At 71.1% G+C, this 18,556-nt stretch carries 14 protein-coding genes; 12 read left to right on the top strand and 2 right to left on the bottom strand.

Translation table 11 applies throughout. From position 1 onward, the window contains the following. Positions 1 to 25: 25 nt before the first annotated feature. The 4 genes from ACFVZW_RS29335 to ACFVZW_RS29320 all read left to right on the top strand — a co-directional run bounded on the left by ACFVZW_RS29335 (position 26) and on the right by ACFVZW_RS29320 (position 4,690). Positions 26 to 1,366 (top strand): ABC transporter substrate-binding protein, encoded by a 1,341-nt coding sequence (locus tag ACFVZW_RS29335; protein WP_384527379.1) that lies wholly within the window; start codon positions 26 to 28, stop codon positions 1,364 to 1,366. Next, positions 1,363 to 2,172 (top strand): rhamnogalacturonan acetylesterase, encoded by an 810-nt coding sequence (locus ACFVZW_RS29330; RefSeq protein WP_384527376.1) that lies wholly within the window; start codon positions 1,363 to 1,365, stop codon positions 2,170 to 2,172. The genes ACFVZW_RS29335 and ACFVZW_RS29330 overlap by 4 nt, the downstream gene beginning before the upstream one ends. Positions 2,173 to 2,174: 2 nt before the next feature. Further along, positions 2,175 to 3,458: a polysaccharide lyase family 1 protein gene (locus tag ACFVZW_RS29325; RefSeq protein ID WP_384527373.1), complete on the top strand. Its 1,284-nt coding sequence runs from the start codon at positions 2,175 to 2,177 to the stop codon at positions 3,456 to 3,458. A gap of 95 nt (positions 3,459 to 3,553) precedes the next feature. After that, positions 3,554 to 4,690: a pectinesterase family protein gene (locus tag ACFVZW_RS29320; protein ID WP_384527370.1), complete on the top strand. Its 1,137-nt coding sequence runs from the start codon at positions 3,554 to 3,556 to the stop codon at positions 4,688 to 4,690. A gap of 103 nt (positions 4,691 to 4,793) precedes the next feature. Here the strand turns inward: ACFVZW_RS29320 and ACFVZW_RS29315 are convergent, their stop codons facing one another. Both ACFVZW_RS29315 and ACFVZW_RS29310 read right to left on the bottom strand, forming a co-directional pair. Continuing rightward, the gene (locus tag ACFVZW_RS29315) at positions 4,794 to 5,636 is read right to left on the bottom strand and encodes an SMP-30/gluconolactonase/LRE family protein (RefSeq protein WP_384527368.1); all 843 of its coding nucleotides are present in this window, start codon (positions 5,634 to 5,636) and stop codon (positions 4,794 to 4,796) included. Then, positions 5,633 to 6,403 (bottom strand): IclR family transcriptional regulator, encoded by a 771-nt coding sequence (locus ACFVZW_RS29310; protein ID WP_384527365.1) that lies wholly within the window; start codon positions 6,401 to 6,403, stop codon positions 5,633 to 5,635. The genes ACFVZW_RS29315 and ACFVZW_RS29310 overlap by 4 nt, the downstream gene beginning before the upstream one ends. A gap of 187 nt (positions 6,404 to 6,590) precedes the next feature. Between ACFVZW_RS29310 and ACFVZW_RS29305 the strand changes: the two genes are divergently transcribed. The 8 genes from ACFVZW_RS29305 to ACFVZW_RS29270 all read left to right on the top strand — a co-directional run bounded on the left by ACFVZW_RS29305 (position 6,591) and on the right by ACFVZW_RS29270 (position 18,424). Further along, entirely contained in the window at positions 6,591 to 7,745 is a 1,155-nt protein-coding gene (locus ACFVZW_RS29305; protein WP_384527362.1) for a mandelate racemase/muconate lactonizing enzyme family protein, read from the top strand. Further along, positions 7,742 to 8,779 (top strand): zinc-binding dehydrogenase, encoded by a 1,038-nt coding sequence (locus ACFVZW_RS29300; protein WP_384527359.1) that lies wholly within the window; start codon positions 7,742 to 7,744, stop codon positions 8,777 to 8,779. Before ACFVZW_RS29305 ends, ACFVZW_RS29300 begins: the two co-directional genes overlap by 4 nt. 127 nt (positions 8,780 to 8,906) lie before the next feature. After that, positions 8,907 to 9,875 (top strand): hypothetical protein, encoded by a 969-nt coding sequence (locus ACFVZW_RS29295; protein WP_384527356.1) that lies wholly within the window; start codon positions 8,907 to 8,909, stop codon positions 9,873 to 9,875. Between the two features lie 3 nt (positions 9,876 to 9,878). After that, positions 9,879 to 11,000, top strand: coding sequence for a multiple monosaccharide ABC transporter substrate-binding protein (chvE, locus tag ACFVZW_RS29290; protein WP_384527353.1), 1,122 nt, complete (start codon positions 9,879 to 9,881; stop codon positions 10,998 to 11,000). Beyond that, a complete protein-coding gene (mmsA, locus tag ACFVZW_RS29285; RefSeq protein WP_384527350.1) occupies positions 10,997 to 12,556 on the top strand; it encodes a multiple monosaccharide ABC transporter ATP-binding protein in 1,560 nt (519 codons plus the stop codon). Before chvE ends, mmsA begins: the two co-directional genes overlap by 4 nt. A gap of 9 nt (positions 12,557 to 12,565) precedes the next feature. Beyond that, positions 12,566 to 13,795, top strand: a complete 1,230-nt coding sequence (mmsB, locus tag ACFVZW_RS29280; protein WP_384527348.1) for a multiple monosaccharide ABC transporter permease — start codon at positions 12,566 to 12,568, stop codon at positions 13,793 to 13,795. Positions 13,796 to 14,149: 354 nt separating this feature from the next. Further along, positions 14,150 to 15,379 carry an SUKH-4 family immunity protein gene (locus ACFVZW_RS29275; protein ID WP_384527345.1) on the top strand — a complete coding sequence of 410 codons (1,230 nt, stop codon included), beginning with the start codon at positions 14,150 to 14,152 and terminating at the stop codon, positions 15,377 to 15,379. A 153-nt stretch (positions 15,380 to 15,532) separates the two neighbouring features. Next, entirely contained in the window at positions 15,533 to 18,424 is a 2,892-nt protein-coding gene (locus tag ACFVZW_RS29270) for a glycoside hydrolase family 2 TIM barrel-domain containing protein (RefSeq protein ID WP_384527342.1), read from the top strand. Positions 18,425 to 18,556: the final 132 nt, after the last annotated feature.

Below are 18,556 nucleotides of genomic sequence, written 5' to 3'. Positions count from 1 at the left end.
CGAATCCGAGAGAAGAGAGCCGACGATGACCATCTTCCGCGGCGGGCGGCGCAGAGCCGCCTGTGCCCTGGCCCTGTCGACCGTCCTCGCCCTGACCGCCACCGCCTGCGGTGACGACGGCAGCGGCGCGGCCGGCGACAAGGGCACCGAGGGATCGGGCAAGGGAAAGATCACCTTCTGGGACAACAACGGCGGCGTCCGCACCGATGTCTGGAAGGAGATCATCGCGGACTTCGAGAAGGCGAACCCCGACATCGACGTCGAGTACGTCGGGATCGCCTCCAAGGAGGTCCAGTCGAAGTACGACACCGCGATCCAGGGCGGCGGCCTGCCGGACGTCGGTGGTGTCGGTGCGGCGATGCTCGCCGGGATCGCCGCGCAGAACGCGCTGGAGCCGCTCGACGCGCGGATCGCGTCGAGCTCGCTCAACGGCAAGCTCAACGCGGGCATGGTCGACAGCGTCAAGTCCGCGGGCGGTCAGGGCAAGCTCTTCACGGTCCCGACCTCGGCGAGCAACGGTGTCCTCTACTACCGCACCGACCTGTTCGAGGCCGCCGGTCTCGACGAGCCCGACACCTGGTCGAAGTTCTACGCGGCGGCCGACAAGCTGACCGCCAAGGACAAGAACAAGTTCGGCTACACGATCCGCGGCGGCGCCGGCTCGATCGCCCAGGCGCTGGACGCCATGTACGGCCAGAGCGGGATCACCGGCTTCTGGAACGGCGACAAGACCACCGTCAACGACCCGAAGAACGTGGCGGCCCTGGAGAAGTACGTGGGGCTGTTCAAGAAGAACACCCCGGCGGCGGACGTCAACAACGACTTCACCAAGATGGTCGCCCAGTGGGACAGCGGCGAGATCGGGATGCTCAACCACAACCTGGGCTCGTACCAGGACCATGTGAAGGCGCTGGGCACCGAGAAGTTCCGGGGCATCCCGAACCCGACGACCGACGACGGCGCCCGGGTCATGGTGTCCAACCCGGTCGACGGTCTCGGTCTGTTCTCGTCGAGCAAGAACAAGGCCGCGGCCTGGAAGTTCATCGAGTTCGCCGCCTCGCATGCCTCCAACAGCAAGTGGAACGAGTCGGCCGGCGCCATCCCCGCCCACACCGACGCCGCCAAGGACGCCTGGATCCAGCAGGCCGAGCCGACGAAGCTGGCCGCCGAGGTGCTGTTCAGCGGCAAGGCGACGATCATCCAGCTGCCGTACTACCTGCCCGACTGGAACACCATCTCCAAGGCCGACAACGAGCCCGGCTTCCAGAAGGTCCTGCTCGGAAAGGCCTCCGCCAAGGAGTTCCTGGACGGCCTGGCCGAGCAGCTGAACACGGCGCAGGCCGAGTGGAAGTCGCAGAACAAGTGACCGTCGCCCGCCGGCGGATCCTCACGGCCGGGGCGGGCCTCGCGCTCGCCCCGGTCCTGGCCCCCGCAGCCCACGCCGCCCCCTCCCGAGGAAAGCCCCGGATGCGCACCCTGTTCATCGCCGGTGACTCCACCGCCGCCCAGAAGTACGCCGACGCCGCCCCCGAGACCGGCTGGGGCATGGCCCTCCCCTTCTTCCTCCACCACGACGTGGCGGTCGCCAACCACGCCATCAACGGCCGCAGCACGAAGAGCTTCATCGACGAGGGCCGGCTGGACGCGATCCTCGAGGTGATCCGGCCCGGCGACCTCCTCCTGATCCAGTTCGCCCACAACGATCAGAAGGACACCGACCCCACCCGCTACACCGAGCCCTGGAGCACCTACCAGGACAACCTGCGCCGGTACGTCTCCGAGGCGCGGGAGCGCGGTGCGCGGCCCGTGCTCGCCACCTCCGTGGAACGGCGCAGGTTCGACGCCGACGGCACGGCGCTGCGGACGCTCGGGGACTACCCGGCGGCGATGCGGGAGGTCGCCCGGGACGAGGGGGTCGACCTCCTCGACATCCAGGAGCTGTCCCTGGCGCTGTGGCAGAAGCTCGGCCCCGAGACGACCAAGACGTACTTCAACTGGACGCCGGCCGAGCAGGACAACACCCATTTCAACCCGCCGGGGGCCATCGCCGTGGCACGGCTGGTCACGGCCGAGCTGCTGCACACCCGGGTGCTCGCCCCGCGCGACACGCGCCGCATCGACGAAGAGATCCCCACCGAGTGGGTCACCTGGCCCGATTCCGAGGAGAGCTGAACGTGAGACGACACAAGAGCCTCTGGCTGGTGGGCGCGACCGCCCTCGTCCTGGGCGTCACCGGTCCCACCGGCGTCGCGCGGGCGGCGAGCGATCCCGCCCGTCAGACCCTGCCGGCCGGGGACGGCTGGGCGTCGGAGGGCTCGGGGACGACCGGCGGCGCGGCGGCCGACGCCTCGCGGGTCTTCACGGTCGGAAGCTGGGAGCAGCTCCGGTCCGCGCTCGCCGTGCCGGGGACCGCGCCGAGGATCGTGAAGATCGTCGGGACGCTGAACGCGACGGCGGCGGGATGCTCGGCCTTCGAGGCCGCGGGCTACGACTTCGACCGCTATCTCGCGGACTACGATCCGGCGGTCTGGGGGTACGAGACTCCGGTGAGCGGCCCGCAGGAGGAGCTTCGGGCGGCCTCCGCGACCAGCCAGGGCAAGGCGATCAAGGCGTACGTCCCCGCCAACACGACCATCGTCGGGGTCGGCAGGAATGCCGGGATCGTCGGCGGCAGCCTGCAGATCCAGGGTGTCGACAACGTCGTGATCCGGAACCTGACGCTGGAGAGCCCGCTCGACTGCTTCCCGCAGTGGGACCCCACCGACGGTGCGACCGGCGCGTGGAACTCCGAGTACGACAGCATGGTCGTGTACGGCTCCACGCACGTCTGGATCGACCACAACACGTTCACCGACGGCGCGCACCCGGACAGTTCGCTGCCGAGGTACTACGGCGAGGTCTACCAGCAGCACGACGGCGAGCTGGACATCGTGCGCGGCGCGGATCTGGTGACCGCGTCCTGGAACGTCTTCGCCGACCACGACAAGACGCTGATGATCGGCAACAGCGACAGCGCGGGCGCCACCGACCGCGACAAGCTGCGGGTCACCCTGCACCACAACCTCTTCAAGAACGTGATCGAGCGGGCGCCCCGGGTCCGCTTCGGCAAGGTCGACGCGTACAACAACCACTTCGTGGTGCCGGCCTCCGGATACGCGTACAGCCTCGGCATCGGCCAGGAGTCCCAACTCGTCGCCGAGAAGAACGCGTTCACCGTGCCGGCGGGCGTCGGCGTGGGGACGATCCTGAAGAAGTGGAAGGACGCCCCGGTCACGACGGCGGGCAACCTCGTCAACGGCCGGCCCGTCGATCTGCTCGCGGTCCACAACGCGGAGTTCCCGGGCGAGATCCTGCGCGACGGAGCCGGCTGGACGCCGGTACTGCGCGGCCGGGTCGACCCGCCGCAGGCGCTGCCGGGCCTGGTCGGCCACCGCGCGGGCGCGGGCCGGATCTGCTGACCGGAGGCGGGGCGACCCCACCGTGGCCACCCGTCCGGCCCGGTCGCCCCGCCTCCCCCTCTCTTTCGCACCCCTCGATGAAGGAGCTCTTCGCCATGCCTCCGCCCAGTCGTCGTGCGCTGCTGACCGCGGGCACCGCGGCGGCACTCTCCCTCGCCGCCGCCGCCGCTCCTACGGCCGCCGCCCGTACCGCGCGGCCGTTCGGCCGCTTCGGTTCGCCCTCCCGCCGGCTCACCGAGCGCACGCTGTACGTCCACCCCGGCGGGCTCGGCGACCATACGAGCGTCCAGGCCGCCGTGTCCGCGGCGAGCAGCCCTGACCGGACGCTCGTCATCGCCCCTGGCACTTACCGCGAGACGGTCGCGGTCGGCGCGGCAGCGACCGGCATGACGTGGATCGGGGCGAGCGAGGACCCCCGCGACGTGGTCGTCGTGTACGACAACGCGGCCGGCACGCTCCGCCCCGACGGCACCACGTACGGCACGTCCGGCTCGGCCACCACCACCGTCCAGGCCGACGGCTTCGCCGCCCGGTGGATCACCTTCGCCAACGACTTCCTGCGCACCGACCTCCCCGGGAACCCCGGCACCCAGGCGGTGGCGATCAAGGTGCAGGGCGACCGGTCGTCCTTCCTGCACTGCCGGTTCCTCGGCCATCAGGACACGCTGTACGCCGACTCGATGTCCCTGGCCGCCGTCGCCCGCCAGTACTTCGCCCACTGCCATGTCGAGGGTGACGTCGACTTCGTCTTCGGCCGCGCCCGCGCGGTGTTCGAGCACTGCCACTTCCGTACGCTGCTGCGCACAGACCTGGCCTCCGCGCCGCACGGTTTCGTCTTCGCCCCGTCCACCGCCGGGGCCAACCCGTACGGCTTCCTGGCGGACCGCTGCCGGGTGACGAGCGAGGCACCGGACGGCTACTACAAGCTGGCGCGCCCTTGGGTGCCGAGCTCGGACACCACCGCCCGGCCCGCGCTCGTGGTCCGCGACAGCGTCCTCGGACGGGGCATCGACGCCGTCGCTCCGTACGCGAACATGCGCGACGCCTATCCGTGGCAGGCCCAGCGGTTCGCCGAGTACCGCAACACGGGCCCCGGCGCGGCGGTCACGGTGCCGGAGAACCGGCCCCAACTCAGCGCGCAGCAGGCCGAGTCGGCGACCCGGGCGGCGTATCTGGGTGACTGGACGCCCAGGTGGGCCGGGGCGACCACGATCGGTTCGACGATGAACTGACCGTCACTCGGCACATGGACGCGGGGAGGGGCCCTCCGGCGGGTGCCCCTCCCCGCTTGTCGTTCCCGGCGGCACCTGGCGCCCGGTGGTGATCGGTTGCCGGTCAGCCGGCGAACGGGGTGCTGGGCAGCCCTTCGCCGATGCCGGGCAGGACGAGCAGCGAGCCCGCGGCCGGCTCGGGGTCCCGGAGGCCGGTGCGTGCCGTGGTGACGTACAGATCGCGCAGTCCGGGGCCGCCGAACGCGCAGGCGGTCGGTCGGGCCACGGGCAGCGGGAGGATCCGGTCGAGCGTGCCGCGCGGGGTGTAGCGGCGCAGGGCGCCGCCGTCCCAGAGCGCGACCCAGACGCAGCCTTCGGCGTCCACGGCGAGTCCGTCGGGAAATCCGGCGCCCTCCTCGACGGTCGCGAACTCCCGGCGCTCGACCACATGTCCGTCCTCGACGCGCAGGACGTCCACGCGCCGGGTGGGGGTGTCGATGTAGTACGTGAGGGTGTGGTCGGGGCTCCAGCCGACGCCGTTGCTGATGGTGACCTTGTCGAGGAGGGTGGTCGTGGCGCCGTCGGGGGCGATCCGGACGAGGTTGCCGCCGCCGGTCTCCTCGTCGTAGCGCATGGTGCCCGCCCACAGGCTGCCGTCGGGGGCGACGGCGGCGTCGTTGCCGCGCCGTCCCGGGACCGGGTCGTGCCGGAGCCAGGAGAAGGCGCCGTCCGCGGTGTAGAGGGCGATGCCGTCCCTGAGGTTGGCGACGAGTCCGCCGCCGGCGCGTGGTTTCACCGCGCCGATGTGCTGGTCGACGGTCAGGACGGAGCGGCGGCCGCTCGCCGGCTCGTAGGTGTGGACGCGGCGGCCGAGGATGTCGACCCAGAGGAGCCGCTCGCCGACTCTGTCCCAGGTGGGCCCCTCGCCGAGTTCGGCGTCCTCGCGTACCGCTGTCTCGACGGTCACCGTCCGCCCCGGTGGCCGAGGCGCAGGGAGAGGTCGTCCGCGCCCTTGGCGGCGAGTTCGGCCAGTTCGCCCTCGCGCTCCTCGCTCCAGCGGATCATGGGGGCGGAGATGGACAGGGCGGCGACGACCCGGCCGGCACGGTCGCGCACGGGTGCGGCGACGCAGCTGACATCGGGGTTGGACTCGCGGTGCTCGCTCGCGGTCCCGCGGGCGCGGATCTCGGCGAGCGCGGCCCGCAGGGCGTCCGGCTCGGTGATGCTGTCGGGGGTCATGCCGACCAGTTCGCGGCCCTCGATGCGGGCGTCGAGCTCGTCCTCGGGAAGGGCGGCGAGCAGCATCTTGCCGACGGCGGTGCAGTGGGCGGGCAGGCGGCGGCCGGCGGCCGAGACCATGCGGACGGCGTGGGTGGAGTCGACCTTGGCGATGTAGATGACGTCCGTGTCCTCCAGGATGGCGACATGGACGGTCTCGTCGCAGGTCTCGGCGACCTCGCGGGCCACGTGCTGCCCTTCGGCGGCGAGGTCGAGCTGCTCGGCGTAGCGGCTGCCGAGCTGGTAGGTGCGCACGCCGAGGCGGTAGCGGCCGGGCTGTTCCGGTATGGGCACCAGGTAGGAGCGGGCGGTGAGGGTGGAGAGCAGCTCGTGCGTGGTGGTGCGCGGGAGTTGGAGCCGACGGGTGATCTCAGGGGCGGAGAGTGTTCCGTCGCCCTGCAGGAAGAGCTCCAGAATGTCGAATGCTCTGGCCACCGCGGGAACGAGGCGTCCCATGACCATCACCCACCCCTCTTGTTCGATACTCCGGCCATCGATCGGTATGGCGAACGCAGGCTAGCGGTGGGGCTGTTCGTCGGGCAATGGTTGTGCGGGCCATTGACACCATGACGGGCCGCAATTACGGTCACGCCACCATTTCGAACGTGTGACGAAATATCGAACGACTCCGGGAGTCAGCACCGTGCGCATCACGGGAATCACCACACATGTCGTCGGAACGCCCTGGCGCAATCTCACCTATGTCCAGGTGCACACCGACGAGGGTCTGACCGGGGTCGGCGAGACCCGGATGCTGGGCCATACCGACGCGCTCGTCGGGTACTTGCGCGAGGCCGAGGCCAACCACATCGCGGGCTCCGACCCGTTCGCGGTCGAGGACCTCGTCCGGCGGATGAAGTACGGCGACTTCGGGCGGGCCGGCGAGATCGTCATGTCCGGCATCGCCGTGGTGGAGATGGCCTGTTGGGACATCAAGGGCAAGGCGCTCGGGGTTCCCGTCTGGCAGCTGCTCGGCGGCAAGGTGACGGACCGGGTCAAGGCGTACGCCAACGGCTGGTACACCACCGAGCGTACCCCGGAGGCGTACCACAAGGCGGCCCAGGAGGTCGTGGCCCGTGGCTACCGGGCGCTGAAGATCGACCCGTTCGGAACCGGCCACCTCGAGCTGGACGCAGAGCAGTCGCGATACGCGGTGTCGCTGATCGAGGCGGTACGGGACGCGATCGGGCCCGACACCGAGCTGATGCTGGAGATGCACGGGCGGTTCTCGCCCGCCACGGCGGTGCGACTGGCGCGCGAGCTGGCGCCGTTCCGGCCGGCGTGGCTGGAGGAGCCGGTGCCGCCGGAGAACCTGAAGGCGCTGGAGAAGGTCGCCGCCAAGGTGGACCTGCCGATCGCGACCGGAGAGCGCGTCCACGACCGGATCGAGTTCCGGGAGCTCTTCGAGTCGCAGGCGGTCGACATCATCCAGCCGGACCTGGGGCACATCGGCGGCATCCTGGAGACCCGCAAGCTCGCCGCCACCGCGGAGACCCACTACATGCTGGTGGCTCCGCACAACGTGGGTGGTTCGGTGCTCACCGCGGCCTCGCTGCAACTGGCCGCCTGCACACCGAACTTCAAGGTCCTGGAGCACTTCAACGACTTCGCGGACGCCGAGATCAAGAAGGTCGTGCGCGGGGCGCCGCGGGTCGATCCGGAGACGGGCTGCTTCGAGGTGTCGCATGCGCCGGGACTCGGGGTCGAGCTGGACGTGGACGCCGCCGCCGAATTCCCCCAGCAGCGGGCACGGTTCGACCTGTGGGCCGAGGGCTGGGAGCGGAGGGACCCGAAGTGAGCGGCCCGCACGCCCCCGGAGTCAGCCGGGCGGTCGTGGTCGGCGGACCCGGTGAACACCGGCTCGTGGAGCGGGAGATACCCGGGCCCGGCCCTGGTGAGGTACGGGTGCGGGTCGCCGCCGCCGGGATCTGCATGAGCGACCGCGAGGTGTACGACGGGCACCGCGCCCCCGGCTACGTCCGCTACCCGGTCACCCCGGGGCACGAGTGGGCGGGCACGGTGGAGGCCGTCGGGGCGGGCGTCGATCCCGCGCTCGTGGGGCGGGGCTGCGTCGCCGAGGGCTTCCGGGCCTGCGGGACCTGCGAGCGGTGCCGCTACGGAGAGACCAGCCTGTGCACGGCGGGGTACGCGGAGACCGGCTTCACCGAGCCGGGCGCCTTCGCTGACCATGTGGTCGTGCCCGCACGGCTGTTGCACCTGCTGCACCCCGACGCCGACCTGCGCGCCGCCGCGCTCATCGAGCCCGCGGCCGTGATCGCCGCCGCGGTGCGGGTGGGGCGGCCGCGCCCCGGTGAGCGCGTCGCCGTCGTCGGTGCCGGAACGCTCGGGCTGCTCGCCGTCCAGCTGCTCGCCGCGTCCTCGCCCGCCGAACTGGTCGTGGTCGATCCGCGTGCGGCACGGGGCGAGCAGGCGCTGCGGCACGGGGCGAGCGAGGCCCTGAGCCCCGAGGAGGCCGGCGCCGGCTCGCTCGGCCGCTTCGACCTGGTGGTGGAGACCGCGGGGGCGCCTTCCACGGCCGCCTCCTCCTGCCTCCTGGCCCGCCGGGGCGGCCGGGTCGTGCTGACCGGGATGTTCGCCGCGGGGGCCACCGGCATCGACCCGGTGCATCTGTCGGTCAGCCAGCTGGAGATCCGCAGCGTCTTCGGAGCGCCGTCGGCCGCCTGGGCCGATGCCGTGCGCGCCTTCGGTCTGGGGCTGCTCGATCCCGCACCGCTGATCAGCCATGAGTTCCCACTGGAACGTTTCGCCGAGGCCGTCGCACTGGTCGGCGGCGGTGACGCGAAGACCGGGAAGGTGTTGCTGCGCCCCTGAGCGCCGCGGCCCGCCCACGCCGTCCACGGCACGCGCGAGCCGTACGGCGGAATGCGAGCCCTGACGCCCGACCCGCCGTACACCCACCGAACCGAACCCCGTCCGACATACCGAACAAAGGACGATCGTGACCGCTGCCTCCCCACCCCGGCGCCCCGGCGTCGACGCGCTCGCGCGGATCGGCCATCCCGTGCCACCGCTCGAACCCGCCGACACCTCCCCCCACGCCTTCCCCGACGGGGGCACCTGGCGCACCGAGATCCCCTCCGTCGAGGGCCCGGAGGCGCTCGCCGTCGTCCTGAAGGAGAGCGCCCGGCTCGACCTGCCCGTGCACCGGATCAGCCAGGGCAGCGGTGTCTGGATGCTGACCGACGCCGAGATCGCCGAGATGGTGGAGAGCTGTGCCGAACGCTCCGTCGAGCTCTGTCTGTTCACCGGACCGCGCGGCACCTGGGACATCGGCGCCGCCACCCGTACCGACTCGGGTGGCGCCGGGCTCCGCGCCCGCGGCCACGACGCCCTCGCCGGCTGCGTCGAAGACGCCCTGCGCGCCACCGACGCGGGGGTGCGCTGCCTGCTCGTCGCGGACGAGGGCGTGCTGTGGACCCTGCACCGGATGCGGGAGTCCGGCGCCCTGCCCGCCGACACCACGTTCAAGGCCTCGGCGCTCATCGGCCCCGTCAACCCCGCCTCCTACGCGGTGTACGAGCACCTCGGCGCGGACTCCCTCAACGTCCCCTCCGATCTCACCCTCGACCACCTCACCGAGATCCGCCGGGTCAGCCGCGCGCCTATGGACCTCTATGTGGAGGCCCCCGACGACCTCGGCGGCTATGTCCGGATGTACGAGGCCGCCGAGCTGATCCGGCGCGGCGCGCCGCTCTACCTCAAGTTCGGGCTCAGCAGGTCCCCCGGTATCTATCCGTACGGTGCCCATCTGCGCGAGCACGCCCTCGCCACCGCCCGGGAGCGGGTGCGGCGCGGGCGGCTCGTCCTCGATCTGCTGGCCCGGCACGGTGCCGACGGCGGGATGTCGCCGCTCGGCTCCCGGCTGCCCGGCGACCTCCGCCGCTTCCCCGCCCCCGAAGGGAACTGACCCATGCGCACCCGCACTCTGCGCGCCGCCACGGCGGCCGCTCTGCTCTCCGTGCTCCTGGCCGGCGGCCTCACCGCCTGCGGCCAGGAGGCCCGCGGAGGCAGCCGCTACAAGCCCGACGCCGGCAAGGGCGGCACCATCGGCCTCGCGATGCCGACGAAGGCGTCCGAGCGCTGGATCGCCGACGGCGAGAACATGGCGCAGCAGTTCCGGAAGGCCGGCTACGACACCGACCTGCAGTACGGCGACGACAAGGTCGAGAACCAGATCGCGCAGATCGAGAACATGATCACCAAGGGCCGGCGGCTCCTGGTGATCGCCGCGATCGACGGCTCCGCGCTCACCGAGGTGCTGCAGCGCGCCCACGACGCCGGCATCCCCGTGATCTCGTACGACCGCCTGATCATGGGCACCGAGAACGTGGACTACTACGCGTCCTTCGACAACGAGCGGGTCGGCGAGCTGGAGGCGACGTACATCGTCGAGCGGCTGAAGCTCGGCGCACCGGCGAAGAACTCCGGCAAGCCGTACGACATCGAGCTGTTCGCGGGCTCGCCGGACGACAACAACACCCGGTACTTCTGGAGCGGCGCCATGAAGGTGCTCCAGCCGTACTTCGACAGCGGCCAGCTCGTCGTCCGCAGCGGGCAGACGAAGATGAACCAGGCCACCACGCTGCGCTGGGACGGCGGCACCGCGCAGAAGCGGATGGACGACCTGATCAGCAAGAACTACGGCGAGGAGAGCGTCGACGCCGTCCTCTCGCCGTACGACGGCATCTCCATCGGCATCATCTCCGCCCTCAAGAGCGCCGGTTACGGCACCGCGGGGCAGCCGCTGCCCGTCGTCACCGGGCAGGACGCCGAACTGGCCTCGGTGAAGTCCATCATCCGCGGGGAGCAGACGCAGACCGTCTTCAAGGACACCCGCAAGCTCGCCGCCCAGGCTGTGGCGATGGGCGACGCCGTGCTGAACGGGAGGAAGCCCGTGGTCAACAACGTCGGGGACTACGACAACGGCAAGAAGACCGTGCCGTCGTATCTGCTCGATCCGGTCAGCATCGACAAGTCGAACACCTCGCTCCTGGTCCGCGAGGGGTACTTCACGGCGGGACAGCTCTCATGACCGGCGCCGCCGTCCTGGAGATGCGCTCCATCACCAAGACGTTCCCCGGCGTCACCGCGCTCAGCGAGGTGAACTTGACCGTGCGGTCCGGTGAGATCCACGCGCTGTGCGGGGAGAACGGCGCGGGCAAGTCCACGCTGATGAAGGTCCTCAGCGGCGTCCATCCGCACGGCAGTTACGAGGGCGAGATCCGCTTCGAGGGCGAGCCGGTCGCCTTCAAGGACATCCGGGCGAGTGAACGCCGCGGCATCGTGATCATCCATCAGGAACTGGCCCTGATCCCCCACTTGTCGATCGCCGAGAACATCTTCCTCGGAAACGAGCAGACCCGGCGCGGTGTCATCGACTGGAACGACACCCTGCGCAGCGCCGGCCGGCTCCTGAAGCGGGTCGGACTGCATGAGCACCCCCACACGCCGGTGGGTGAACTGGGCGTCGGCAAGCAGCAGTTGGTCGAGATCGCCAAGGCCCTCTCCAAGGAGGTGAAGCTGCTCATCCTCGACGAGCCGACGGCCGCGCTCAACGACGAGGACAGCGCGAAGCTCCTCGAACTGATCCTGGAGCTGCGGGGCGAGGGCATCTCCTCCATCATCATCTCCCACAAGCTGAACGAGATCCGGCGGATCGCCGACCAGGTCACGGTGCTGCGCGACGGCCGCACCATCGAGACGCTTCCCGTGCGCCCTTCGGCGGGCGCGGAGCCGCAGCTCTCCGAGGACCGGATCATCCGCGGCATGGTCGGCCGCGACCTCGACCACCGGTTCCCCGAGCGCACCCCGTACGCGGGCGAGGACGCCGGCCAGGTGGCGCTGGCCGTGCGCGGCTGGACCGTACGCCACCCGACGGATCCCCGGCGCACCGTCGTCGACGATGTGTCACTGACCGTCCGCCGGGGCGAGATCGTCGGCATCGCGGGCCTCATGGGCGCGGGCCGCACCGAGCTCGCCATGTCCGTCTTCGGCCGTTCGTACGGGCGGTACGCGGCGGGCGCCGTGGAGATCGACGGCCGGGAGACGGCGACGCGGACCGTACCGGAGGCGATCGAGGCCGGACTGGCCTACGTCACGGAGGACCGCAAGCAGTACGGGCTCCATCTGGCCGACACCGTCCACCGCAACGTCTCGCTGGTCTCGCTGCCCGGGATGCGACGGCGCGGAGTCGTCGACGAGTTCCATGAGCGCAAGGTCGCCGAGCGCTACCGCACGAGCATGAACATCAAGACGCCCACGGTCTTCGAGCAGGTCGGCCGGCTCTCCGGCGGCAACCAGCAGAAGGTCGTACTCAGCAAGTGGATCCACGCCGACCCGAAGGTGCTGATCCTCGACGAGCCGACGCGCGGTATCGACGTCGGCGCCAAGTACGAGATCTACACCGTCGTCGACCGGCTCGCCGCGCAGGGAAGAGCGGTGCTCTTCATCTCCTCCGAGCTGCCGGAGCTGCTCGGGATGTGCGACCGGATCTACACGATGGCGGAGGGCCGGCTGACCGGTGAGGTCGCCCGCGCCGACGCCACCCAGGAAACCCTGATGCGTCACATGACCATGAGCAGAAGCTGAGGCCCCGCCATGACCACCACGACCCCTTCCGCACCGGAGACGAAGGCGGCGCACCCGGTGCGCCCCTCGGCCGGGGCCCTGCTCCTCCAGGGCGTGCGGGCGAACATGCGCCAGTACGGGATGCTCGTCGCGCTCGTCTTCCTCGTCGTCCTGTTCCAGATATGGACCGACGGCACGCTGCTGCTGCCGAACAACGTCTCCAACCTGATCCAGCAGAACAGCTACATCCTCATCCTGGCCATGGGCATGATGATCGTCATCATCGCCGGCCACATCGACCTGTCCGTCGGCTCCCTGGCCGCGTTCGTCGGCGCCCTCTCGGCGGTGATGATGGTCAGGCACGACATGCCCTGGGTCCTGGCCCTGGTGCTGTCCCTGCTGGTCGGGGCGGTCGCCGGCGCCTGGCAGGGGTACTTCATCGCCTATCTCGGCATCCCGTCGTTCATCGTGACGCTCGCCGGGATGCTGCTCTTCCGCGGTCTCACCCAGATCTTCCTGGAGGGACGGTCGCTGGCCCCGTTCCCCGACGGCTTCCAGAACATCGCCAAGGGCTTCATCCCCGAGATGGGCCCGTACACGCAGTACCACAACCCGACGCTGTTCCTCGGTCTCGTCACGGTCGTCTTCCTGCTGCTGCGCGAGTGGCGCGACCGCAAGCGGCAGCTGGCCTACGAGCTCGACGTGCTGCCCGCCGGTCTGTGGGCGCTCAAGTGCGTGGCGATCACGGCGGCGATCGTGGCCTTCACGCTCACGCTGGCGAGCTTCCACGGTGTGCCGGTCGTCATGCTGATCATGTGCGTGCTGCTGATCGGCCTGGGGTACGTGATGCGCAACGCGGTCGTCGGACGCCATGTGTACGCCCTGGGCGGCAACAAGGCGGCGGCCAAGCTGTCGGGCGTGAAGGACAAGCGCGTCACCTTCCTGGTCTTCGTGAACATGGGCGTCCTCGCGGCGCTCGCGGGCTGCGTGTACGCGGCACGGCTCAACGCGGGCACCCCGCAGGCGGGGCTCAACTTCGAACTGGAGGCGATCGCGGCCGCGTTCATCGGCGGCGCGTCGATGAGCGGCGGAGTGGGCACGGTGATGGGCGCCGTGATCGGCGGCCTGGTGCTCGGTGTCCTCAACAACGGCATGTCGCTGGTGGGCATCGGCACGGACTACCAGCAGGTGATCAAGGGCCTCGTCCTGCTCGCGGCGGTCGGCTTCGACGTCTGGAACAAGCGCCGGTCGGTGGCGTAGGCGGGCCGCCCACTCCTCCCCCGCGGCTCGATGTCGGTGGTCGGTCCTAGGGGGTGTCTTGTCGATCAGGCCGGATCAGGGAGCGGCGTCTGGTGCATGGGGCCTCCCCAGGCCCGCAGGAGCCGAGGGGACGGATCGCAAGGCGGAGGAGGGAGTCAACGCGGTGGGGGCACCTCCCGTGCCCGAAGGGCTACGGGGGACGTTGGCGACCGATGACAACGCGGCTGGGGGTACCCCCTGCTCGAAGAGCTTGGGGGAGCGGTGCCAGGCGACGCGAGCCCGGCATGATCGACAAGACACCCCCTAGGGTGATCCACGACGGAAGATCACCACCGGCGCCACAGGGAGACCGGCATGACGGGCACGCCCCTTCTCGTACCGGAGCGCACGCTCCATCCGGCGATCACGCACGAGGCGACTCGGCGCCGGCTGACCGAGGAGGGGCTGCCCGATTCCGGGCGTGTGCTCGGCTTCGCGCGGCTGGCCGAGTCCCGGGTCGTGACGGTGTCGCACCTGGTCGAGGAGGGCGACGATCCGGGGGACCTGGACCCGTACATCGCGGGCCTGGTGGCCTTCGGGGAGGTGGTCGCGGACGAGTGGAGCTCCCTGGAGGTCGTCCTCGACGGCGCGTCGGGGCGGGTGTTCAGCCTGCGCATGAGCTCGGCTCGCCACGCCGAGGTGCATCCGCTCGCTCCGTCGCTGTCGGCGCTCGCGCGTTTCCTGACGGCCGTCGACGAACTGACCGGGCTTCGCGGCCGGTTCGCCGGACTGGCGGGGAGCACCAGCGCCGAGGCGGTCGGCGAGGCGACGGGATCGCTGCTCTCCGTCTTCACCGAAGAGGAGTGGGGCGACGGCGGCTGGGGGACGGCCGGCGACCCGGCGGAGTGGGACCATGCGGTCCCGGCTCTCTGGCGTATCACGGCGCTGATACGGCCCCTGCCCCTTGTCTCCGGACCGGGCGGGGGCCTGCGGCTCGACCTGCCGGCGGATCTGCTGGACGAGGAGTTCGGTCCGGGAGAGGTGGTACGGGTCGACCCGGCCAACCTGCCGACGGCGCTGGAGCACGAGCCGACACGGCGCTTCCTGACCGAGGTCGGGCTGCCGAAGGACGGCCTGATGTTCGGCCTCGCCGACGAGGACACGCTGCTGCTTCCGCTGCCCGAGGACCGTGCGCGGGCCAAGCAGGATCCTCGGCTCCGCCATCTGTGGAACGGCACGGACGCGCTGCCGCCCGACGCCGACCGCCTGTTCGTCGTCGGGGGTCTGATGCACGACTTCGACGTGGTCGTCGACGGGTCGACGGGTGAGGTCCACTACCTCACGTACGACGGCGACACTGTCACACCGGTGAACGCCGACCTGTCCACACTGGCTTTCACGGTCTGGATGCACAGCCGGCAGCAGGGGTTCGCGGACGAACAGGACCTGACCGGCACGTTCGGCGACTTCTACCACCCGCTCGCCGCCGCGATGGTCGCGGCGCTCGCCTCGGTCGACCCGATCGCCTGTCTCCCCGCGAAGGACGACGACGACTACCGCTACTGGCCGGAGGTGTTCCACGACGAGCCGGGCGGGGTGCTCTGACCTCTCTCGGTCCAACCGCGCCGACAAGAATCCAACAGTCCGTCGGGCCGACGGGGTTGTGGCGACCACGGCACCGGGGTGGGATGGGACCCGAGGGCAAACGCTTTCTGCGTTGGTGACCTCCCCCGACCCCGCCTCTCCCACAGGAGCCCCATGTCCACCCTGCCCTGGTACGAAGACGTCTCCCCCGGGCGCGGCGGGCTGCCGCCCCGGGCCTGGTGCGCCCGCTCGGATGCCGTCTCCCTCTCCCTCGACGGAGCCTGGCGGTTCCGGCTCTCGCCGGCGGCGGACGCCGAGGACGAGTCCTTCGCCGCCGAGGGGTACGACGCCTCGGCCTGGGAGGAGATCGCCGTGCCGGGGCACTGGGTGCTCCAGGGCAAGGACCACGGGGCGCCCGCGTACACCAATGTCGTCTATCCGTTCCCGGTCGATCCGCCGCGCGTCCCCACCGAGAACCCCACCGGCGACCATCTGCGCCGCTTCGACCTGCCGGCGGGCTGGCCGGAGGCGGGCGAGGCCGTGCTGCGATTCGACGGTGTCGAGTCCGCGGCGCGGGTGTGGCTCAACGGCGAGGAGCTGGGTGAGTTCAAGGGCTCGCGGCTGCCGTACGAGTTCGCGGTCGGGCCGCTGCTGAGGGAGCGCGGCAATGTGCTCGCCGTCCGGGTCCACCAGTGGTCGTCGGGGTCGTACCTGGAGGACCAGGACCAGTGGTGGTTGCCGGGCATCTTCCGTGACGTGACGCTGCTGCACCGCCCCGAGGGCGCGGCCGGCGACTTCTTCACGCACGTCTCGTACGACCACACGCACGGCACCGGCACCCTGCGGGTGGAGTGCGACGTGCCCGGCCGGGTCACCGTGCCCGAGCTGGGTGTCGACATGGCGACGGGCGAGTCGGTGACGGTGCCGGTCGAGCCGTGGACGGCGGAGACGCCCCGGCTGTACGACGGCGAACTGGCCGCCGGCGGCGAGCGGATCCCCCTGCGCCTCGGATTCCGGACGGTGGCCGTCGAGGACGGCGTGATCAAGGTGAACGGGCGCCGCGTCCTCTTCCGGGGTGTGAACCGGCACGAGTTCCACCCGGAGCGCGGCCGGAGCGTCGACCTGGCCACCATGCGCCATGACGTGGAGCTGATGAAGCGCCACAACATCAACGCCGTACGCACGTCCCACTATCCCCCGCACCCCGCCTTCCTCGATCTGTGCGACGAGTACGGCCTGTGGGTGATCGACGAGTGCGATCTGGAGACGCACGGATTCCAGGACCTCGGCTGGCGGGCCAATCCGGTCGACGACGCGCGCTGGACCCCGGCTCTGCTCGACCGGGCTGCGCGGATGGTCGAGCGGGACAAGAACCACGCCTCGGTGATCATCTGGTCGCTCGGCAACGAGTGCGGCACGGGCGCCGGGCTCACCGCGATGGCCGAGTGGATCCGCGACCGAGACCCCTCGCGGCTCGTCCACTACGAGGGCGATCTCTCCTGCGAGGACACGGATGTCTACTCACGGATGTACGCCCCGCATGCGGAGGTCGAGCAGATCGGGCGCCGGGAGGACCCGGGCCCCGAAGCGCGACGCGAACTCCCCTTCATTCTCTGTGAGTACGGGCACGCCATGGGCAACGGACCGGGCGGACTCTCCGACTACCAGCGACTGTTCGAGACGTACGAGCGCTGCCAGGGCGGCTTCGTCTGGGAATGGATCGACCACGGGCTCGTCCACCCGGAGCACGGCTACGGATACGGCGGCGACTTCGGCGAAGAGCTGCACGACGGGAACTTCGTCTGCGACGGGCTGCTCTTCCCCGACCGGACGCCGTCGCCGGGCCTGGTCGAGTACAAGAAGGTGATCGAGCCGGTCCGTATCGAGTCGGGCAGCACCCCGGGCGCGGTCCGGGTCACCAACGGACACGACTTCGCGGACCTTTCCGGCCTCGCCTTCGAGTGGGCCTTCGAGATCGACGGTGAGACGGTCGGGACCGGCCCCCTGACGGTGCCCGGGCTCGCTCCCGGCGAGAGCGCGGAGATCGCTCTGCCGGCGCCCCCGCTCGACCGGACGGACGGCGAGGCGCAGTGGACCGTCCGGGCGCTGCTCGCGCAGGACACGCGCTGGGCGTCGTCGGGGCACGAGATCGCCTGGGGGCAGCTCTCCGTGTCCGAGCCGCATCCGCCCACCTCGGCGGCAGGCGCGCGGCCGGTACGGGACGCCGGGCGGATCGTCCTCGGCCCCGGCTCCTTCGATGCCCGTACGGGCGAGCCGCTGGCCATCTGCGGGATTCCGCTCAAGGGGCTGCGCCTGGACGTCTGGCGGGCGCCGACGGACAACGACAACGGCGCGGCGTGGCAGCCGGACGAGCGCTACGGGCTGCTGTGGCGTGAGCTCGGTCTGCACCGGATGCGGCACCGGATCGACGCCGTGGAGACGGACGGGGAGGCGCTGACGGTACGGACCCGGGTCGCGCCGGCGGCCCAGGACCTGGGCCTCGTGACCGCGTACCGATGGACATCGGACGGGAGGCGGCTCCGGCTGACGGTGAGGGTCACGCCCGAGGGCGAGTGGCGGCAGCCCCTGCCCCGACTCGGCGTCCGCCTCGGCCTTCCGGCGGCCCTGGACCGGGCGGCCTGGTTCGGCGGCGGGCCGGGCGAGGCGTACCCCGACACACGGACGGCGGCGCGGACAGGCCGCTGGGAGTCCACGGTGGACGAGCTGCAGACACCCTACGTACGGCCGCAGGAGAACGGGGCCCGGATCGACACGCGGTGGGTCGAACTGGGCGACGGATCAATGGGATTGAGGGTCGAGGGGGATCCCCTGTTCTGGTTCACCGCCCGCCGCTGGACCAGCGAGCAGCTCGACGCCGCCGGGCACCGGACCGACCTCACGCCCGGCGACACGGTCTGGCTCACCCTCGACCACGCCCAGCAGGGCATCGGCTCACAGTCCTGCGGCCCGGGGGTCCTGCCGCGGTACCGGCTGGACGCCGCCCCCGCCACGTTCTCCTTCACGTTCACGCCCCTCGAAGCCCGCGGAGCCAGGGGCCCCGCGTGACCGTCACGCGAGTGGTGGGGGGGGGGCGCCCCCCCCCGGCGGGGCCGGGGCCGCCGCCCCCCCCCGCCCCCACGACCCCGGGGACGAGCGCGCCGGCCCCCGGGGCCGCAGCAAAACGGGCGGCACGCGGGG

This window comes from Streptomyces sp. NPDC059567 (assembly GCF_042735655.1).
Lineage (GTDB): Bacteria > Actinomycetota > Actinomycetes > Streptomycetales > Streptomycetaceae > Streptomyces.
Note: the sequence above shows the minus strand (reverse complement) of the source record. Positions and strands in the feature narration are given on the sequence as shown.